The organism is Ulvibacterium sp. (genome assembly GCF_965228935.1).
In the GTDB taxonomy this organism is placed as follows: domain Bacteria; phylum Bacteroidota; class Bacteroidia; order Flavobacteriales; family Flavobacteriaceae; genus Ulvibacterium.
Genome location: NZ_OZ245846.1, coordinates 1,478,484 through 1,496,556, shown reverse-complemented (window position 1 = coordinate 1,496,556; position 18,073 = coordinate 1,478,484). Strand labels below are relative to the sequence as shown.

The 18,073-nt window shown below is 45.6% G+C and carries 10 protein-coding genes and 1 pseudogene; all 11 read left to right on the top strand.

Features of this window, described 5'->3' with window-relative positions; translation table 11 throughout:
* Positions 1-7: 7 nt before the first annotated feature.
* The 11 genes and pseudogenes from ACO06Y_RS06075 to ACO06Y_RS06025 all read left to right on the top strand — a co-directional run bounded on the left by ACO06Y_RS06075 (position 8) and on the right by ACO06Y_RS06025 (position 18,027).
* Positions 8-865: a phosphoenolpyruvate hydrolase family protein gene (locus ACO06Y_RS06075; RefSeq protein WP_422082937.1), complete on the top strand. Its 858-nt coding sequence runs from the start codon at positions 8-10 to the stop codon at positions 863-865.
* A 234-nt stretch (positions 866-1,099) separates the two neighbouring features.
* A pseudogene (locus tag ACO06Y_RS06070) lies at positions 1,100-1,348 on the top strand (alpha-hydroxy-acid oxidizing protein); the annotation flags it as partial.
* A 23-nt stretch (positions 1,349-1,371) separates the two neighbouring features.
* Positions 1,372-2,757 (top strand): sulfatase-like hydrolase/transferase, encoded by a 1,386-nt coding sequence (locus tag ACO06Y_RS06065; RefSeq protein WP_422082936.1) that lies wholly within the window; start codon positions 1,372-1,374, stop codon positions 2,755-2,757.
* A 287-nt stretch (positions 2,758-3,044) separates the two neighbouring features.
* A complete protein-coding gene (locus ACO06Y_RS06060) occupies positions 3,045-3,626 on the top strand; it encodes an RNA polymerase sigma factor (protein ID WP_422082935.1) in 582 nt (193 codons plus the stop codon).
* Positions 3,627-3,949: 323 nt separating this feature from the next.
* Positions 3,950-6,361 (top strand): glycoside hydrolase family 95 protein, encoded by a 2,412-nt coding sequence (locus tag ACO06Y_RS06055; RefSeq protein WP_422082934.1) that lies wholly within the window; start codon positions 3,950-3,952, stop codon positions 6,359-6,361.
* 98 nt (positions 6,362-6,459) lie between these two features.
* The gene (locus ACO06Y_RS06050; protein WP_422082933.1) at positions 6,460-7,593 is read left to right on the top strand and encodes a FecR family protein; all 1,134 of its coding nucleotides are present in this window, start codon (positions 6,460-6,462) and stop codon (positions 7,591-7,593) included.
* Positions 7,594-7,743: 150 nt separating this feature from the next.
* A complete protein-coding gene (locus ACO06Y_RS06045) occupies positions 7,744-11,181 on the top strand; it encodes a TonB-dependent receptor (RefSeq protein WP_422082932.1) in 3,438 nt (1,145 codons plus the stop codon).
* Positions 11,182-11,198: 17 nt separating this feature from the next.
* Positions 11,199-12,812 (top strand): RagB/SusD family nutrient uptake outer membrane protein, encoded by a 1,614-nt coding sequence (locus ACO06Y_RS06040; protein WP_422082931.1) that lies wholly within the window; start codon positions 11,199-11,201, stop codon positions 12,810-12,812.
* A gap of 206 nt (positions 12,813-13,018) precedes the next feature.
* On the top strand, positions 13,019-14,800 hold the full coding sequence (locus ACO06Y_RS06035) for a sulfatase-like hydrolase/transferase (RefSeq protein WP_422082930.1): 1,782 nt from the start codon (positions 13,019-13,021) through the stop codon (positions 14,798-14,800).
* Positions 14,801-14,916: 116 nt separating this feature from the next.
* A complete protein-coding gene (locus tag ACO06Y_RS06030; protein WP_422082928.1) occupies positions 14,917-16,428 on the top strand; it encodes a sulfatase in 1,512 nt (503 codons plus the stop codon).
* Between the two features lie 198 nt (positions 16,429-16,626).
* A complete protein-coding gene (locus tag ACO06Y_RS06025) occupies positions 16,627-18,027 on the top strand; it encodes an alpha-L-fucosidase (RefSeq protein WP_422082927.1) in 1,401 nt (466 codons plus the stop codon).
* The last annotated feature ends 46 nt before the right edge of the window (positions 18,028-18,073 follow it).

Below are 18,073 nucleotides of genomic sequence, written 5' to 3'. Positions count from 1 at the left end.
GACTAAAATGCCAAATCCATGGACAGGGAAAGGAAATCCCTATACAAGAGAAGAAGTCAGGGAGCGATTGAAGATCACCTTGGCAAATAAAAAAGCGGTAATCGGGGCCGGAGCGGGAACCGGAATCAGTGCCAAGTTCATAGAAAAGGGCGGAGCCGACTTTTTGATTGTGTATAACTCGGGGCGCTTCCGGATGTCGGGGCATGGTTCCACGGCCGGGTTGATGGCCTACGGCGATGCCAATACCATAGCCATGGAAATTGGGGAGTTCGAGGTGCTTCCCGTTGTGGAGGAGATACCCGTTTTCTGTGGCGTACACGGTTCGGATCCGCGAAGGAGAATGTGGCATTTCTTGCAACAGGTGAAGGCCATGGGATTTTCTGGGGTAAACAATTTCCCAACACATTGTATTATCGATGGTAGGTTTCGACAGATACTGGAAGAGACCGGAATGTCATTTTCCAAAGAAGTGGAAATGATAGGATTGGCCTCGAAGATGGGTCTGTATTGCTGTGTTTATGTGGCCACGCCCGAAGAAGCCGTTCAAATGGTGGAGGTGGGCGCGGACACCATTATTGCCCATGTAGGAACAACGGTTGGCGGATCCATCGGAGTCGTCGATGCCAATGTTGATATGGATTTTGCTATAACTCGAACACAAGATATTATCGACGCAGCTAGAAAGATAAATCCGAACACTATTTTCTTGGCGCATGGCGGACCCATAAATACTCCGGAAGATGTTAGGATTATATTAGATAAAACGGACGCTCAAGGCTTTGTTGGGGCCTCTTCCCTGGAACGGATGGCCGTAGAGTCGTCCCTTACCGAATTGACCAAAAAATTCAAGTCACTGACCCTTTAGGAAAGTACTATCCCAAAAGCAAACCAACACTACTTCCAATGGAACAGACCGTAAACAAAAAAATCAAGGAACAAACTATTTATTTACAGGCTGTTTTATATTGTTGCTAACGACCGCTTTCAGCTTTATCGCCAGAATGTTCCTGGTCGATTCCTGGAGTGGGGCCTTTGACTTGGATCCGAAGTAAAATGAACAATACAAAAAAAGTAAAATTCAACAACGCCTACCCTTATGAAGTATGGCCAAAGGATTACGGTAATGATGGGCATTGGAATACACTCCGGTCCCGATGTAGCCAGAATCTTGGCCTGTGGTGCCCATTTCACATTTATGGACCGTGCATTCATGTACGGTGTGGCTGCGCTGGGGGACAAAGGTGGGGACCATACAAATTCTATACTAAAGAAGCAACTGCAGCAGGTGATGGAACAGATTTGTTGTGAGCGAATCCATAATTTACCAAACCATTTGAAAGAGTCCTAAACAAATGATAAAAAACAAATGGCATGAGGATTAAATGTAAGGGATTGATTTTTATGGTAACTGCATTTATTATCTCAAGTTGCAGCCGGAAGGAAAATCGGGTAAACGTTGATCGGGCAAACCCAAATATAGTACTGCTGCTTTCCGATGATCATCAATCCAATCTTATCCGTGCATTGGGGAACCCTTATATTAAAACTCCCTATTTGGACAGCTTGATCCGTGAGGGAACGACCTTTACACAAGCGTTCGCGGAAACCCCAACATGTGTTCCGAGTAGGGCCTCCTTGTTAACGGGCTGTAGTTCGCTGACGCACAAGAGTTTTTATCCACTTTATTCGGAATCGGGCATTGAGAGCCTTCAAAAGTGGCCACGGACCATGAAGGATGCGGGGTATACAACCTTCTGGACCGGAAAATGGAATGCCTACGGAGACCCAATGGACTGGGGAGTGGAAAAGGAGTCCAGAATATTCAATGGAGGGATGGGTTCACATGTGATGAGCTTTCAGGAAAATGATATTACAGTTACAGGTTTCAGTTCGGAACTATTTGCTGATGCCGCCATTGATTTTTTAAACGGGGAACATCCAAAACCATTTTTTATGACCGTGGCCTTTACCGCACCCCATGATCCAAGAACGCCACCTCAGGAATACAAGGATATGTACGATCCTATGGAAGTGCCTTTCCCGACCAATTTTTATACGGAATACCCCTATGAGGACGGCTATAAAAGTATACGAGACGAAAAACTACTGCCGTTTCCCAGAAACGTGGATTCCGTCCGTAACGAAATAGCCCTTTACTATGGGTTGATCACCCATATGGATGCCCAAATCGGCCGAATTCTTAAATCACTTGGGCAAAATGGATTGGTTGAAAACACCATTGTAATCTATGCTTCAGATAATGGATTGGCCATCGGTCATCATGGATTGCTCGGGAAAATGAGTTTTTACCGTCATAGTTTCAATGTTCCCTTGATCCTGAGCGGAGCGGGGATACCAAAAAACGTTAAAACCGATGCCCATGTCTATCTTTCCGATATATTCCCTACTATTTGTGATATTGTAGGAATCGACATCCCCAGAACCGTTGAATCAAAAAGCTTCTTACCCATTTTAAGGACAAAGAAAACAAAAATCCATGAGTGTATATTCGGGGCCTTAAGTAATCTGAAACGCTCCGTTACCACAAAAAAATACAAGTTAATTCGGCATTATCGCTCTGAGGAAAGTGCTGCCGGAACGGACGAGTACCTTTTTTATGATCTGGAAAATGATCCTTTGGAAATCGTGAATCAAATACATAACCCAAAATATTCCAAAGAAATATCCTACTTAAAAGTAGTCCTGAAAGATTGGCAGATTGAAAAAAAGGATTTCCTTGATCCGGAATTCGATTGACTTTTTTCTTGAATCAGGACCTCTCGGAGGGTTGAGAACGATCGACAAAATTGACCTATGAAAATTCTTTATATCAAAGAAAACCAAGGTAAAAAACTGGTATTTAAATCTTTCAATGCAATTTATTTTTATACCTCTTGAGTTGGATCTTCGGAGACTACGGAGACATCTTGACACTAAGGGCCAAACTTGTAGAAGGATTGTCTCAAATGCCTTAGTCCTACAGATAAAATGCACCTGTTTTGTTTATTCCTCAACATTTTATACTTTAAATCAAATTTTCTCTAATGGAACAGTGGGATTTCCAAGAATTATCCGATGATAAGCTTTTATCGTTGATAAAAGAAGGGAATCAAATGGCCTTCCAAAGCGTGTACCAAAAGTATTGGGAAGGATTATATGCTTCCGTTATCAATATCCTAAAGGATAAGGGGCTAACAGAGGACGTGTTACATGAGGTCTTTGTAAAGATATGGACACGAAGGGAAGAATTGGAAATCCGGAACCTAAAAAGCTATTTGTTTAAAGCGGCCCGGAACAATGCACTTTTGAAAATCAGGAACAGAAGGTTTATAGAAATGCACGAAGAGGTCATAGCCAAACTTTCCTTTAACCCGATAGCCTATCAAAAATTGGCCCATGGCGATCTAAAGAAAAGAATAGAACAAGCGTCAAAATCGCTACCGAAACGCTGTAGGACCATCTTTTTTATGAGTCGCTACCAGGAATATTCCATTTCGGAAATCGCCGAGCACTTTAATATTTCCCATAGAACGGTGGAGAACCAACTGCACATCGCCCTAAAACATTTGCGCCAATCTTTAGGACGTATTGTAAACCTTCTTCTCGCCGCCTTTCCTTTTATGTAAAAATCAAGGCATTCATTTATGACTGCCCCATAGGTTTACCCCCCTTGTACCGAACCATTCCAAGAAAATAAAGTTTTTCCATTTTTTATGTGCGTTGCATCCTGATTTTGCATCATATGAATAGAGTGGAATAAACCTTCATAACAATTGAAATAGTCCTTGGTCAAAAATCAGGGGCGTTTAACATGGATAACCCGGAAATGCTGAAGTCATTTAAAAAACTACGGTAATTGAGGTGGAATAGGCCTGCCCTCAAAGCATTATTTGGGATTCATTATTAAAAATGAGTTCAATATCCTCAAAGCAACAAAAAACAAAACATAATGATGAAATCAGAAAAGGCAAAGCTAGTTACGACCGTGACAACAATGACCTGCTGTAAGAACAAATCCAGATTAAAGTATTTTCCAAAAATCAAGCATTCGCTAATTGTGGGGCTCCTTCTATGCAACGTCTTTATGCCCTTGTTTACAAATGCCCAAACTGAAGAGGAAACCTCACTTAAGCTCTGGTATCACCAACCGGCGCAGATATGGGATGAGGCCTTGCCCATTGGCAACGGCCGTTTGGGGGCTATGGTATTTGGGGGAGTCACGAAGGAACGTCTACAGCTTAATGAAGAAAGTATTTGGAGCAAGGGCGGGGAATACAAGGACAGGCGTGGAGGCCATAAATATGTAAACCAAATCCGAAAGCTGCTCTTTGAAGGGAAATACAAGGAAGCCCAGAACATGGCTAAAAAACGACTTATGGTAGAACGTCTTCCCAGTGGCACCAATACCTATCAAACTATGGGAGACCTGCATATAGACTTTGAAGGGGTGGAGAATTATACGGACTATTATCGCGAACTCGACCTAAGTACGGCCACGGCAACCACCCGTTTTATGGTGGAGGATGTAATGCACCAACGTACAGTAATTTCTTCAGCTGCAGACCAGGCCATTGTCTTAAAGGCCAGTGCCGATAAACCCGGGAACATCACTGCAACCCTTTCCCTTTCCCGCCCGGGCGATGGAGAAACAGTCAATGCTTCGGGGAACAGGCTTATTTTGAAGCACCATCTGAACAACGGCAAAGGGGTACAATTTGAGGCTCGCGCCATAATCACTGCACCTGGGGGTACGCTTACGGCCCAAGGGCGGCAAATAAAAGTAGACAAGGCCAATAGTATGGAAATACGCCTTGTTGCCGGAACCGACTATTTTGGTGGGGAGCCTAAGGCCATTTGCGACTCCTATGAGAAATCGTTGGATGGTAAAACCTATCAAGACCTGCTAAAAGACCATATTGCGGATTACCAAAGCCTCTTCAACAGGGTAAGCCTGGAATTGCCGGTAACGGAAGCTGCCAAGTTTGCCACGGATGAGCGGGTGACCGCCCAGCGAAATGGGGCCCATGACCCATCGTTGGCCGCACTTTATTTTCAATTTGGACGTTATCTACTCATAAGCAGTTCCCGTGAGGGCAATATGCCGGCCAACTTACAGGGTATCTGGGCCGACGGTGAAAAACCACCGTGGAACTCGGACTATCACATTAACATCAATATTCAAATGATGTACTGGCCCGCAGAGATAACCGACCTCTCGGAATGCCACCTGCCTTTTTTGGAATTTGTGGGGAAACTTCGCGAAAACGGGCGTAAGACCGCCCGGGAACTCTATGGGGCCAAGGGCTTTACGGCCCACCACACTACTGATGCCTGGCATTATACTACTTCCTTTGGTCTACCGGAGTACGGTCTATGGCCTATGGGCGCTGCGTGGTCCAGTACCCATATCTGGGAACATTACCTCTTTACCGAGGACAAAACCTTTTTAGAAGAGTATGGTTATCCCGTGATGCGGGAGGCTGCAGAATTTCTTTCTTCCTTTTTGGTAAAACATCCAAAAACGGGAAAACTGGTGACCGGACCTTCCATGTCACCCGAAAACGTTTTCCTGGCCCCGGACGGGACCCGTGCCTCGGTGGTAATGGGACCCGCGATGGATCTACAAATAACCCGCCACCTTTTTGAAGGGGTAATACGTGCTTCTGAAGTATTGGGAACGGATCAAAAATTCAGGGAAAAACTCAAAAGACAACTCAACAACCTTATGCCAAGTGCAATTGGTAAGGACGGATTAGTACTGGAATGGTCTTTCGAGGATTTAAAACAGGCCCTCCCCGGACATAGACATATGTCCCATCTCTATGGGCTACACCCCTCGAACGAATTTAATTGGAACGAAACCCCGGAATACATGATCGCTTCGGAAAAGGTAATCGAAGATCGACTTTCCCATGGTGGAGGGCACACTGGTTGGAGCCGTGGGTGGATTATGAACTTTTATGCCCGTCTGCTCGATGGCAATAAGATATGGGACAATCTTACCGAGCTATGGGCCAAAAAAACCTATCCCAATCTTATGGATGCCCATCCGCCGTTTCAAATGGATGGTAATATGGGATCTATTGCGGCTCTGGCCGAAATGCTATTGCAGTCCCATACCAGCGAAATAACCCTATTACCAACATTACCGGATGCCTTGCCCCACGGAAAGGTTAACGGTCTTATAGCTCGGGGCGGATTTAAAGTAGATATGGAATGGCGCAAAGGACGGTTGGTAAAAGCGACCATTACTTCCCGATTGGGCAATGATGCCCGGGTGCGTTATGGCGCTAAAACAGTAACCTTTAACATGAACAAGGGCGAAACCATTACATTGGACAAAAGCTTAAAAATTTTGTAAGAGGATTAAGAGCCAGTTCTGGGCAATCGCAATTTTTTTCAATTTTTATGTGCGTTACCCCCAAGCTTTTGCATCTTATCTATAAGTAAGTACAAAAAATGACCAAAAAAGAATTCTTCGATTTACTGGTAAAATTTGAACAGGGCCAATGTTCGAAAAGAGAAGAGGACGTGTTGTTCTCCTTCTACGATAGTTTTCAGGACAACGACGTTATGGGTTCTTGGGACCTGTCAGAAAAAGAACAGGCCAGGATTCGACTCTTGAAACGGATCAACAAGACCATTAGAAACCAAAAGGCGAACAAAAACGGAAAGGCTACGGTACAAAAGTGGCTACGTGTTGCAGCGGTATTTATAGGGATTATTGGCGTAGGCTTTATGCTACTTGAGATTTCATCCGATAGAACGCCTACAATTGTAATTCCCCAAGACGCGATTACCTTGGAAATGGAAGACGGAAGCATAGAAGTTATACAAGAAGATGGGGACAAACGGGTCATTGACAGCCAAGGCAACGTGGTCGGCCAACAAAACGGAAACGAATTGGTCTATACGGAAACTGAATCTTCCCGAGAATTGACATACAATACACTAACGGTTCCTTACGGCAAAACGTTTCAACTCCATTTGTCGGATGGTAGCCGTGTCCATTTAAATGCGGGATCATCACTTAAATATCCCGTTCAGTTTTTGGACGGAATGGAAAGAAAAGTGTTTGTGAACGGGGAGGCATTTTTAGATGTAGCCAAGGATTCCGCGCATCCGTTTATCGTACAGGCCGAAAATTTAAACGTCAGGGTGCTGGGAACACGGTTCAATGTGCATGCCTATCCGGAAGATGAGGTTGCGGAAGTAGTCTTAGTGGAAGGGGCCGTGGGACTTCACCCGGATAACGAAAAATACAATGAGGGAGAGACTGAACGGTTAAGGCCGGGCTACAAGGCAAGCTTTAACAAAGCGAACAGGGAAATAGTAAAGAATGAGGTTGTTACAAGTATCTATACCTCCTGGATGGACGGGGAACTGGTATTCCGTAAGATGACCTTTGACAATATTCTAAAGAAGCTGGAGCGGCATTACAACGTTTCCATTGAAAACCGCAACCATGCCCTGGGGGAGGAAGAATTTAGCGCAAGTTTCAGTGATTATTCCATTACCCAGGTACTGGAATCCCTAAAGGACCATTATGGAATACAGTATTTCATTGAAAACAATACCATTATCATAGAATAATACAATCGCCTAAATATGAAGTAAACACGATAGCATGAATTGACAAAAAAAGAATCGAGCCGCGACCATAAAAAAATCGGAAAATGCAGCAACATTTCCCGATTTAGGACAGCGGTCTTTAACAAAAACCACTGACGAACACTCAAAATTATGAAAAAACTTCCTATTGCTTCGGGATTTTCCTTTCCCGAGCTCAAATTTGACTTAAAAATGAAGCTGAGCGTGTTGTTCCTGTTTTCCAGCTTGTTTGTACTACAGGCCAACAACTCCTATGCGCAACGCACAAAAATATCCTTGGAACTACAGGGTGTTACCATAGAACGGCTTATTGATGAAATAGAAAAAAGAACCGAATTCCGCTTTGTGTACAAGACCAAGGATGTGGATACGGAGCGTAGGGTATCCATATCGGTAAAACGGGAACGGGTTTCCAAAGTACTGGATGCGGTCTTTGAGGGAACAGCAACCAACTATGACATTGCCGACCGCTTAATCTATTTGATGCCGAATATCAATTTTAAAAAACAAACCAACGTGGTACCCATAACCCAGGATCCCATAGAGGTCAAAGGTCGGGTAATGGATGCTTCCGGCGTTCCTTTACCGGGGGCGAGCATTGTTGAAAAAGGAACCACGAACGGGGCCCAATCCGATTTTGATGGCAACTTTTCCATTGAGGTAGCGGACGAAAACGCCATTTTAACCATTTCCTACCTTGGATTCCTGACCATGGATGTACCTGTGGAAGGCAAGACCGACCTCACAATTACCATGAAAGAAGATGCAGCTGGCCTGGACGAGGTAATTGTGGTCGGTTATGGTACACAGGAGAAAGTGAACTCCGCCGGAGCGGTGGGCCAGGTAGGCGGAGATGTTCTGCAGTCCAGGCCCGTAACGGATGTTTCGCAGGCCTTACAAGGTCAGATTCCCGGAGTAACAGTACAGCCAGCAGGCGGTGCCCCTGGTGCCGAAGCCACTATTACCATTCGGGGCGCATCCTCATTGAATACCGATGGAGCCTTGGTCATCGTGGATGGGGTACCCGGAAACCTGAACAATGTACACCCCGACGATGTAGAGAGTATTTCGGTCCTAAAGGATGGCGCCTCGGCCTCAATCTACGGATCCAGGGCGGCAGACGGTGTTATCCTTGTTACGACCAAAAAAGGAAAGAAAGGAAGGGTTACAGTCTCCTACAACGGCTACGTAAGTAACCGGACGCCCACTATAGTCCCAGAGCAAATGGCTCCCATAGATGCGGCCATTTATGGTAATCTGGCCTTCTCCAATGCGGATCGGGGCACCCTATATCCGCAGGAGGTCTTGGATGCCATTAGGAATCCCAACGTCATAGATGTGGCAAGGACATTCCGGGACCATTGGTTCACCGGCGATTTCAATTGGGTAGATCACTTCTACAACAACAGCTTTCAGCAGACCCATACGGTACAGGTTTCCGGTGGAGGCGAAAGAAATACATTTAATGTTTCCGGGACCTGGTTGGATCAGGATGGCTATTTTGCCGCCTGGGGGCCGGACAATTTTGATAGACATACTTTACGGGCCAACCTTACCTTTGATTTGATCCCGGAAAAATTGGTGCTCAAGACCAATACGAGTTTTACCAACACGGATAGGTTACGAAGTTCAAGGCAGCCCGCTGTGCTCCAAAGTGTGTTCCAGGCCGGTAGAAATCAGCCCTTGTACGATAGTAATGGAAATTATGCCCGGTATCGATTTCAGCAAAACACCTTACAACTACTGGAGCAGGCAGGTTTTGATGAGGATCTTACAAGCAGGTTCGAGGGGCGTTTTGGCCTCGATTGGAACGTAGCAAAGGGGCTGACGTTGGAGGGAATTTATGGTTATAACGTTAGCCACCTTAAGGGCACACAATTCAATAGGGGTTACTTCAAGTACAATACGGACGGCACCATTGCCGATCCCAACGGCGTACCAAGATGGTTTAACCAGCCCAATGGCGTTGAACTGGACAATGATTATTCCCGTTTTCAACTCTCACAACTTATCGCCCGTTACACCGCCCAATTTGGGAACCATAAAATCGAGGCATTGGCGGGGATTTCCATGGAGGAATTCTCATTTGAAAATAGGACCAGCAGTAGAAATAACATTTCAGGGAACGAACTGCCGGCCCTGAATTTGGGAGATCCCGGTACCGCCCAGAACAACCAGTATGACCCCGAAGATGACGATATAAGGGAAATCCCAGGTGAATGGGGCCTGTTTTCCCAGTTTGCCAGGCTCAACTACAACTACAAGGATAGGTATATTTTGGAAGGCACTTTTCGTAGGGACGGTTCTTCCCGTTTCTCGTCCGAAAACCGCTATGGCTTTTTTCCCTCCGTTCTGGGCGCATGGCGGGTTATCAACGAGCCCTTTATGGAAAAACAGAATGTGTTCTCGGATCTTAAGCTTAAAGTGTCTTACGGGGAAACAGGAAATCAGGCGGGCATAGGTCTCTACGATCATATCCCGACCATCAACAATACAGGAAACCAAATATTCCCCAATGGTGTACAGGCCCCTAGATTTGCCAATGTAAGCTTCGCCTCCCAGGACAGGACCTGGGAGACGGTACAATCCGTCAATTATGGTATTGAACTGGGATTCTTTAAAAATCAACTCCAGGCGGAGTTCAATTACTTCATCAAGAACAATAAGGATATGCTCATCGATATAGAGGTGCCCAGCATAATTGGTGTTCAAGTACCCACCACGAATAACGGGGAACTAAGGACGGAAGGATGGGAAATCAACTTGGTGTGGAGGGATGCCATTGAAAGTATTGGCCTAAACTACAACATCGGGTTCAATATGTTCGATCAGACGGACGAAATCGTATCCCTGGACCAGGAATCCGCCAACTTGGTCCCTACTAATTTTCAGAATATAATTCCTGTTCAGGGCTTCCCGACCAATTCCATTTTTGGATATAGGACCAATGGCATATACCGGATCCAGGAACAATTTGATAGCGGGGTACGTTTTGACCAACGCGAAGGTTTAGGGGATATTGAGTATGTGGATATCGATGGAGACGGCCAAGTCTCCAACAATCCCAGTGATGTCGAATATCTGGGAACTTTAAATCCACGGTATGTCTATGGCATTACCTTGGGAGCGGATTGGAACGGTTTTGACCTTGCGGTGCTTTTTCAGGGCGTGGGCAGAAGGAGCTACTATTTGGATCCCAATGCCGTAGGGCCTTTCAGAAACCCTTGGGATAATTGGGCCTATGCCGAATTGATAGACTATTGGACCCCTGAAAATGTGGATGCCCGGTTTCCCAGGCCTCTGGCACAAGGGTTCAATTATAGGACTTCAGACTTCTGGTTACAAGATGCTTCCTATATCCGCTTAAAGAATCTGCAGCTGGGTTATTCCTTTCCCACTGCCGTATTGGAGAAAATCGGATTGACTAGGCTTAGATTGTACTTCAGTGGGGAGAATTTATGGGAAAGGACAGATTTCCTTTTGTTCGACCCGGAAGTGGATGATTTTTCGGGAAGAAGGTCTTATCCTTTGAATCGAAGTTATTCCCTTGGACTCAACTTTACCTTTTAACGCTAAAAAAATAATCGATGAAAAAAGAATATATAGTTCTACTTGTTGGGATGGTTTTCTTGCATGTAGCTTGTGACGATGTATTGGACAAAGAACCTGTTGCCGACCTTTCCCTAGGCAATTTCTTCAAGTCCGAAAGTGATTTTGAACTTGCCGCCAATAACCTGTATGTTGCCATAGATAGTTTACACAGTTCAAGTATTAATGGTATAGACGATACCCGCTCTGTTGACTACTTTGAATCCAACGACATAAGCAGTGGCAATCATCAAGTCCCTAATACCGATAACCTTTGGATTAGTGCATATACGACAATCAGAGGGGCAAATTTTTTACTCGAGGCATCGGAAACTTCAGAAGTGGAGGCCGGCGTAAGGCTTCGCTATGAGGCAGAAGCCCGCTTTTTTAGGGGGATGTCCCATTTTGCTTTGGTACAACGGTTCGGGGACGTGCCCCTCGTGCTACAAACATTGGATTTCTCCGAGGTTACCCCTCCCAGGGATCCCAGGGCAACGGTAATCAATTCTGTTGTGGAAGATTTTCGGTTTGCCGCGGACAATCTCCCCAGCAAAAGTGAATTGGCGGGGGACGAATTGGGCAGGATAACCCGCGGGATGGCCCTAGGTTATTTAAGTAGGGCAGCGTTGTACGAAGGTACCCATGCCAAGTTTCATAGTTCCGGAAGTGATGCCAATGCACTGCTTACCATTGCCAGGGATGCCGCATTGGCCGTTATCAATGAGGGGGAATATGATTTGTTCGCGGGCAATATCGATGAGATTTTCTTTGAGGCCAATGAGAATAATGTGGAAGTGATGCTCTCCGTGGTATATGAGGAATTATTGACGACTTTTTCACCAAGAGGTCGAGGGCATGTCATAGATGCCATCCAAGATCCCACCAAATATTTGGCCGATGCGTTTTTGTGTACGGACGGATTGCCCATTGATCAATCTCCTTTGTTCCAGGGATACACATCCCTTACCTCCGAGTTTGAAAATAGGGATCCCAGAATGGAGGCAGTCCTATGGAAGCCCGGAACCCCTTTTGAGGGAGGGCAGCCCATGTTGCCAGAACTCATCCGCTCAAGGACCGGTTACTGGCCCAGGAAACCCGGAGATCCCATTGCGACCGAAGTGGTCTTTGTTTTTACCGATGCGATAATAATGCGCTATGCCGAAATATTGCTCAATTATGCAGAGGCCGTTTACGAGCTCAACGAAAGTATCACGGACGCCGAATTGAATGTGTCGATCAACAAGCTCAGGGACCGGGCAGGAATGATAAACTTGACCAATGCCCATGTAACTGGGAACAATTTGAATATGCGAGAGGAAATACGAAGGGAACGTAGGGTGGAACTGGCAGGCGAAGGATTCCGTTACAATGATATTATTCGCTGGAGAATTGCGGAGACCGAGTTGCCCCGGGTGGTTTTGGGAACACGGTTTCAAGCCGAGGAATACCCTGGGTTGATTGTAGGAACGGATGTTGTTTTGGATACTGACGGATTTATAATTGCCGAGCCGGAAGCCAACCGATCTTTTGACCCTAGCCGGCATTATCTCTTTCCATTACCGCTTAGGGAAGTCAATTTAAATTCTGATTTGACCCAAAATCCAAATTGGTAACCCTCCCCTTAAGTAAACGTTAGTTCTTTGTTAGTTGAGTTAGTTTAAGCAGGCGGCGAACAAATAGGTCGCCGCCTTTAACCTTGACTTACCTACACGAGGGAAAACGATTAACAAGAAAAAGACATTCCTATTCATTTAACGGTACGAAGGGAATCCTTGACAAGGAGGAATCCATACTCAAGAGTAGAACAAAAGAACGCATTGTGAAAAACATTAGAATAGCCCTTCTGGCAGCCATAATCTTGATTTTCACAGGGACATCGGGACAAACGGCCAAGAAGGCATCCCCACCCAATATCGTATTGATCCTTTCGGATGATATGGGCTATGAGACCTTGAGTTACAATGGTGCAACCAATTATCGTACGCCAAATTTGGATAAGCTTGCCGGGAAAAGCACCGTATTCACCAATTGTGATGCACAGCCCCTCTGCGTGCCTTCCCGGGTAAAACTGATCACTGGCCAATACAACTATAGAAATTATACAAGCTGGGATTCGTTTAATTTGGAATTTCCCGCACTGGGGCAAATGATGAGGGATGCCGGCTATAGAACGGGTGCGTTTGGAAAATGGCATATAAGTAGGCCGGCAAAAGAATTGGGATTTGACGAATTCAGTCTTTCCAACACAGGTTCCAATGAACTGCCCTACCACGAATTCTTCGAGCGTTTCTTCTACGACTGTCCTTTGCTCGAAGAAAATGGGACCTATGTAGCAGAGTATTCCCCGCATAGGTTCAATACAAGGGCATTACAATTTATTGAAGACAATAAACACCGGCCGTTTTTTCTGTATTACCCCATGGCATTGGCCCACAACCCTTTTGAGCCTACCCCGGATAGTGAAGATCCCGGTTCAACCCATTGGCAGAAAAATTTTAACGATATGGTGGCCTACTCGGATAAGTTAATCGGCAGGGTCATTCAAAAATTAAAACAAACGGGGGTTTATGACAACACCATCATCATTTACACTTCCGATAATGGCACAAAGACCTTGGCCCATCATATGGAGGATGGAAAAACCATTTATGGGGGAAAGGGTACCCATACCCATGACGGGGTGCACGTACCACTATTGATCAAACATGATGGTACACATCAAAAGGTGGACGATCTCGTTGATTTTACGGACTTCTATCCGACATTGGCGGATTTGGCCGGATACAATACCAGCGGGATTAGCGACAAAATGGATGGAGTCTCCTTACTTCCTGTTCTAAAACAAAAGGTTCGAGACGAAAAGCCGTATATTTTTTCAACTTTTTTTCATCTCCTATCGGCTTATATAAGAGGGAAAAGATATAAACTCTATTATGATGGGCGGCTTTACGACCTAAAGAATGATCCACGGGAATTGAGACCCTATTATGGTAACAACGACATTTCCGATACACAAAGCGCCAGGAAAATTCTCAAGAAGCAGCTATCCGATCTATTGGAAAACAAAAGTTTATCCAAGTATTCCACAAGGGAAAAATTACGGAAGAAGTTCGGGGATTACGAGGTGCCTCCTACCGATGATTTCATGCTCGGGGGCTTTATTTTTGATGACCTGGCCTATGTTCCCAGAGAGGAATCCTTGACCATCGATATCACGCCATTTTTGTCAAAAGAACCCAAGGAATACCGTTTAAGGTTTTCGCGCGAGCACAATTCCTTCAATTCGGGCCTGACCTATGGGGATATCTCCGTCTCTGAAATCCAACTGCTAAAAAATGGAAAGTTAAAAGCAACGTATAAAGACAGTCTTCGTCTAACGACCCGAGTGGACCATGATAGATTAAAGCGAACAGGCAACCCATATATTTCGTTTTTAAAAAATGGGGACGGAAAGGGCATAGCAATAGGGGAACATGCCGGAACGGAAGGAGATACGTATCAGCTGAGAATACGGACAACAGTGTCCAACCCGGACAACCAATGGGGAGATAGGGTCATGCTCTATGTATTTCTGGACGAGGAAACAAGTACAATCAAATGAGTAGAATCCAGGAAATTTAAAGGCAATATGAAATAAGCCATAACATCGTTTGATACCCCCCAGACGTTCAATGGCAAATTACATCTGACCGATTAAAAACAATGAAATTTGAACAGATGAAAATGAGGCACGGGTATTTGTGGATTCTTACCGGTTTGATTGTATTCGGTTGTGGAAAGGTCAAAAAGAACAAAGCTCATGCGGCCCCGCTCCCTAACATTGTCTTCTTCTTTGTAGACGATATGGGCTGGCAGGACACCTCGGTACCTTTCCATACCGAATTGACTCCTCTAAATAGGCGGTACCATACCCCAAACATGGAACAATTGGCCAAGGAGGGGATGAAATTTCCCCAGGCCTACGCTTCTGCGGTTTGTTCGCCTTCCCGAGTGAGCCTTATGACCGGAATGAATGCGGCAAGGCACAGGGTCACCAATTGGACCTTGTTCAAGGATGATTCCCGCGACACGGAACATGCCAAGCTAATTCCGCCCCAATGGAACGTGAACGGATTGACGGCGGAAAAAGGCCAAAACAGGGCGATCTATTCCCGCACCCTCCCACAGCTATTGAAAAAAGCGGGGTATAAGACCATCCATGTAGGAAAGGCGCATTTTGGGGCAAAAGATACTTCGGGGGAGGATCCCCTCAATCTCGGATTCGATGTCAATATCGCCGGGCATGCCGCCGGGGGACCGGGCAGCTATCTGGGAAAATATAATTTCAGTGCCCAATGGCGTGGCGGCATGCCCGTTTGGGACGTTCCGGGACTGGACAAATACCACGGCACCGATACGTATTTGACCGAGGCATTGACCATAGAGGCCAATAAGGCCATTGATCAAGCGGTTCGGGAGGGGAAACCTTTCTATCTGTATATGTCCCATTATGCCATCCATGCCCCTTGGGAAAAGGACGAGCATTTTTATCGGAAATATAGGGATGCAGGATTAAACGAATTTGATGCCACCTACGCTGCCATGATAGAAGGGATGGACAAATCCTTGGGGGATATACGCGCAAATCTAAAGCGTTTGGGTGTGGAGGATACCACCATCATCGTCTTTATGTCCGATAACGGGTCGCCCAAACCGGCCCCTCGGAACCTTCCCCTCAGGGGATTCAAGAAGACCCCCTATGAGGGGGGTTCCCGTGTACCCCTTCTGGTACAATGGCCTGGGGTAACCAAAGCCGGAAGTGTCAACGATGCCCATGTGCTCATAGAGGACATCTTTCCCACTTTTTTGGAAATGGCCAGACTAAGGGACGAAATGAAAAAAAGTAAGGACGGAATCAGTTTTGTACCCATGTTAAAGGGGAAGAAGACCAATCCCGACTCCCGCCCGCTGTACTGGCATTGTCCCAATATTTCTCCGGACAATGAACCCTTTAGTTCCATACGAAAAGGGCCGTGGAAACTGATCTACCATCATGTGGATGGGAAAATGGAACTTTTTAATTTGGAACAGGACATCGGTGAAACCCGTAGTCTTTTTGAAGCCCAAAAGGATAAAGGGCATGAATTGGCGACACTATTGTCCGACTATTTGGTAAGTGTCAATGCCCAAATGCCAATGGACAAGGCTACAGGGAAACCTGTGCAATATCCGGGTGAGCTTTTAAAATGACAAAGACACAGAACATAAAAGAGGATATAAAATACAGCATAACGGAACACAAAACGATAGGGTTTCGGGTACTCCTATTTAGAAACCCTTAATTAGGAGTGTAGGATCAGAAATAAATGTCCTGGCCGGTTTTCAAGGATATGATTCCATACCCCCTAGTATAAATATTTTTTTATTAACGTTTTAATACTTGAGATTATGTACTATGTACGGATTTTAGTTTTTATGGCAATCGTTTTGATATCAGCAAATTGCCACAATCCAAAAAAGAAAAAAAACGGTGTCGATGACAATATTAAAACCAAGGAACTCGTACTTCCCACAAAACGGCAACTGGAATGGGCCGACGCCGAAATTGGCGTATTGATCCATTTTGATATCAATGTCTATGAGCCCGAATACAAGTGGCGGGAAGATTGGGACTATAACCCGGATGCCAAAATTTTCAATCCCGTAGAACTCGATACCGACCAATGGATCAAGGCCGCCAAGGATGCCGGGGCCAACTATGCCGTACTGGTGGCCAAACACTGTACGGGCTTCAGTCTATGGCCCACCGAAGCTCACGATTACAGCGTAAAAAGTTCCCCTTGGAGAAATGGCAAAGGTGATATTGTGGCCGATTTTATGGCATCCTGCAAAAAATATGGCGTGAAGCCAGGTATTTATGCCAGCGCAGTTGCAAACGGCTATCTTAAAGTAAACAATCCAGGTTTGGTGATTACCGGGGACAGCATAGCGCAAAGGGAATACAACAAAGTAGTAGAAACCCAGCTTACGGAATTATGGTCTAACTATGGCGATCTTTTCGAGATATGGTTTGACGGAGGTATACTACCCAAATCCAAGGGAGGACCGGACATTGTGCCAATTCTACAAAGAAAACAGCCCGATGCGGTCGTGTTCCAAGGCCCCTATGGGGCTAAAAACTTGATACGTTGGGTAGGCAACGAGGAAGGATTGGCTGCTTACCCTTGTTGGGCCACGGCAGATAGTACCACCCAGGCGAATGGGGCCGTTATCATAGAAGGATTGCATGGTAATCCTGATGCCCCGATTTGGTGCCCTGGAGAGGCCGATGCACCTTTACGAAAAAACTCCGCTTGGCAAGGAGGTTGGTTCTGGCATGAAGGGCAGGATGATATGATAAACTCGCAGGAGGAAATGCTTCATAAATACTATCATAGCGTGGGCCGGAACACCAACTTGTTAATAGGAATGGTAGTGGATACCCGCGGATTAGTGCCGGATGCAGACGTAAAGGCCCTTAAGGTGTTTGGGGATGAGATAAAAAGACGCTTTGGAACAAGTTTGGCCGAAACCGAGGGAGAGGGGAGCGAAGTAGTTTTGGAATTTGCTGCGCCCACAGCGGTGAACCATGTGGTTATCATGGAAGACATCGCCAAAGGTGAGCGTATACGAGAATATAAAGTTGAAGGTAAGGTAAATGGCGAATGGAAAGTATTGGCCGAGGGTGAAAGCATAGGCCACAAACGGATACAAGAGTTTGATACCGTAAAGGTGAACGGCTTGCGTTTGCGGGTTTCAAATTCCGTTGCTTCCCCAATTATTAGAAAACTGGCAGTGTATAAGATATGATTTCTCTGTTCTAGTATCAGGTTTTGAATGACGGTTGGGTGATCGT

Excerpts from the sequence above, each read along its gene's own strand:
- ACO06Y_RS06075 (WP_422082937.1), top strand. The coding sequence starts at position 8 with ATGCCAAATCCATGGACAGGGAAAGGAAATCCCTATACAAGAGAAGAA.
- ACO06Y_RS06065 (WP_422082936.1), top strand. The coding sequence starts at position 1,372 with ATGAGGATTAAATGTAAGGGATTGATTTTTATGGTAACTGCATTTATT.
- ACO06Y_RS06060 (WP_422082935.1), top strand. The coding sequence starts at position 3,045 with ATGGAACAGTGGGATTTCCAAGAATTATCCGATGATAAGCTTTTATCG.
- ACO06Y_RS06055 (WP_422082934.1), top strand. The coding sequence starts at position 3,950 with ATGATGAAATCAGAAAAGGCAAAGCTAGTTACGACCGTGACAACAATG.
- ACO06Y_RS06050 (WP_422082933.1), top strand. The coding sequence starts at position 6,460 with ATGACCAAAAAAGAATTCTTCGATTTACTGGTAAAATTTGAACAGGGC.
- ACO06Y_RS06045 (WP_422082932.1), top strand. The coding sequence starts at position 7,744 with ATGAAAAAACTTCCTATTGCTTCGGGATTTTCCTTTCCCGAGCTCAAA.
- ACO06Y_RS06040 (WP_422082931.1), top strand. The coding sequence starts at position 11,199 with ATGAAAAAAGAATATATAGTTCTACTTGTTGGGATGGTTTTCTTGCAT.
- ACO06Y_RS06030 (WP_422082928.1), top strand. The coding sequence starts at position 14,917 with ATGAAAATGAGGCACGGGTATTTGTGGATTCTTACCGGTTTGATTGTA.
- ACO06Y_RS06025 (WP_422082927.1), top strand. The coding sequence starts at position 16,627 with ATGTACTATGTACGGATTTTAGTTTTTATGGCAATCGTTTTGATATCA.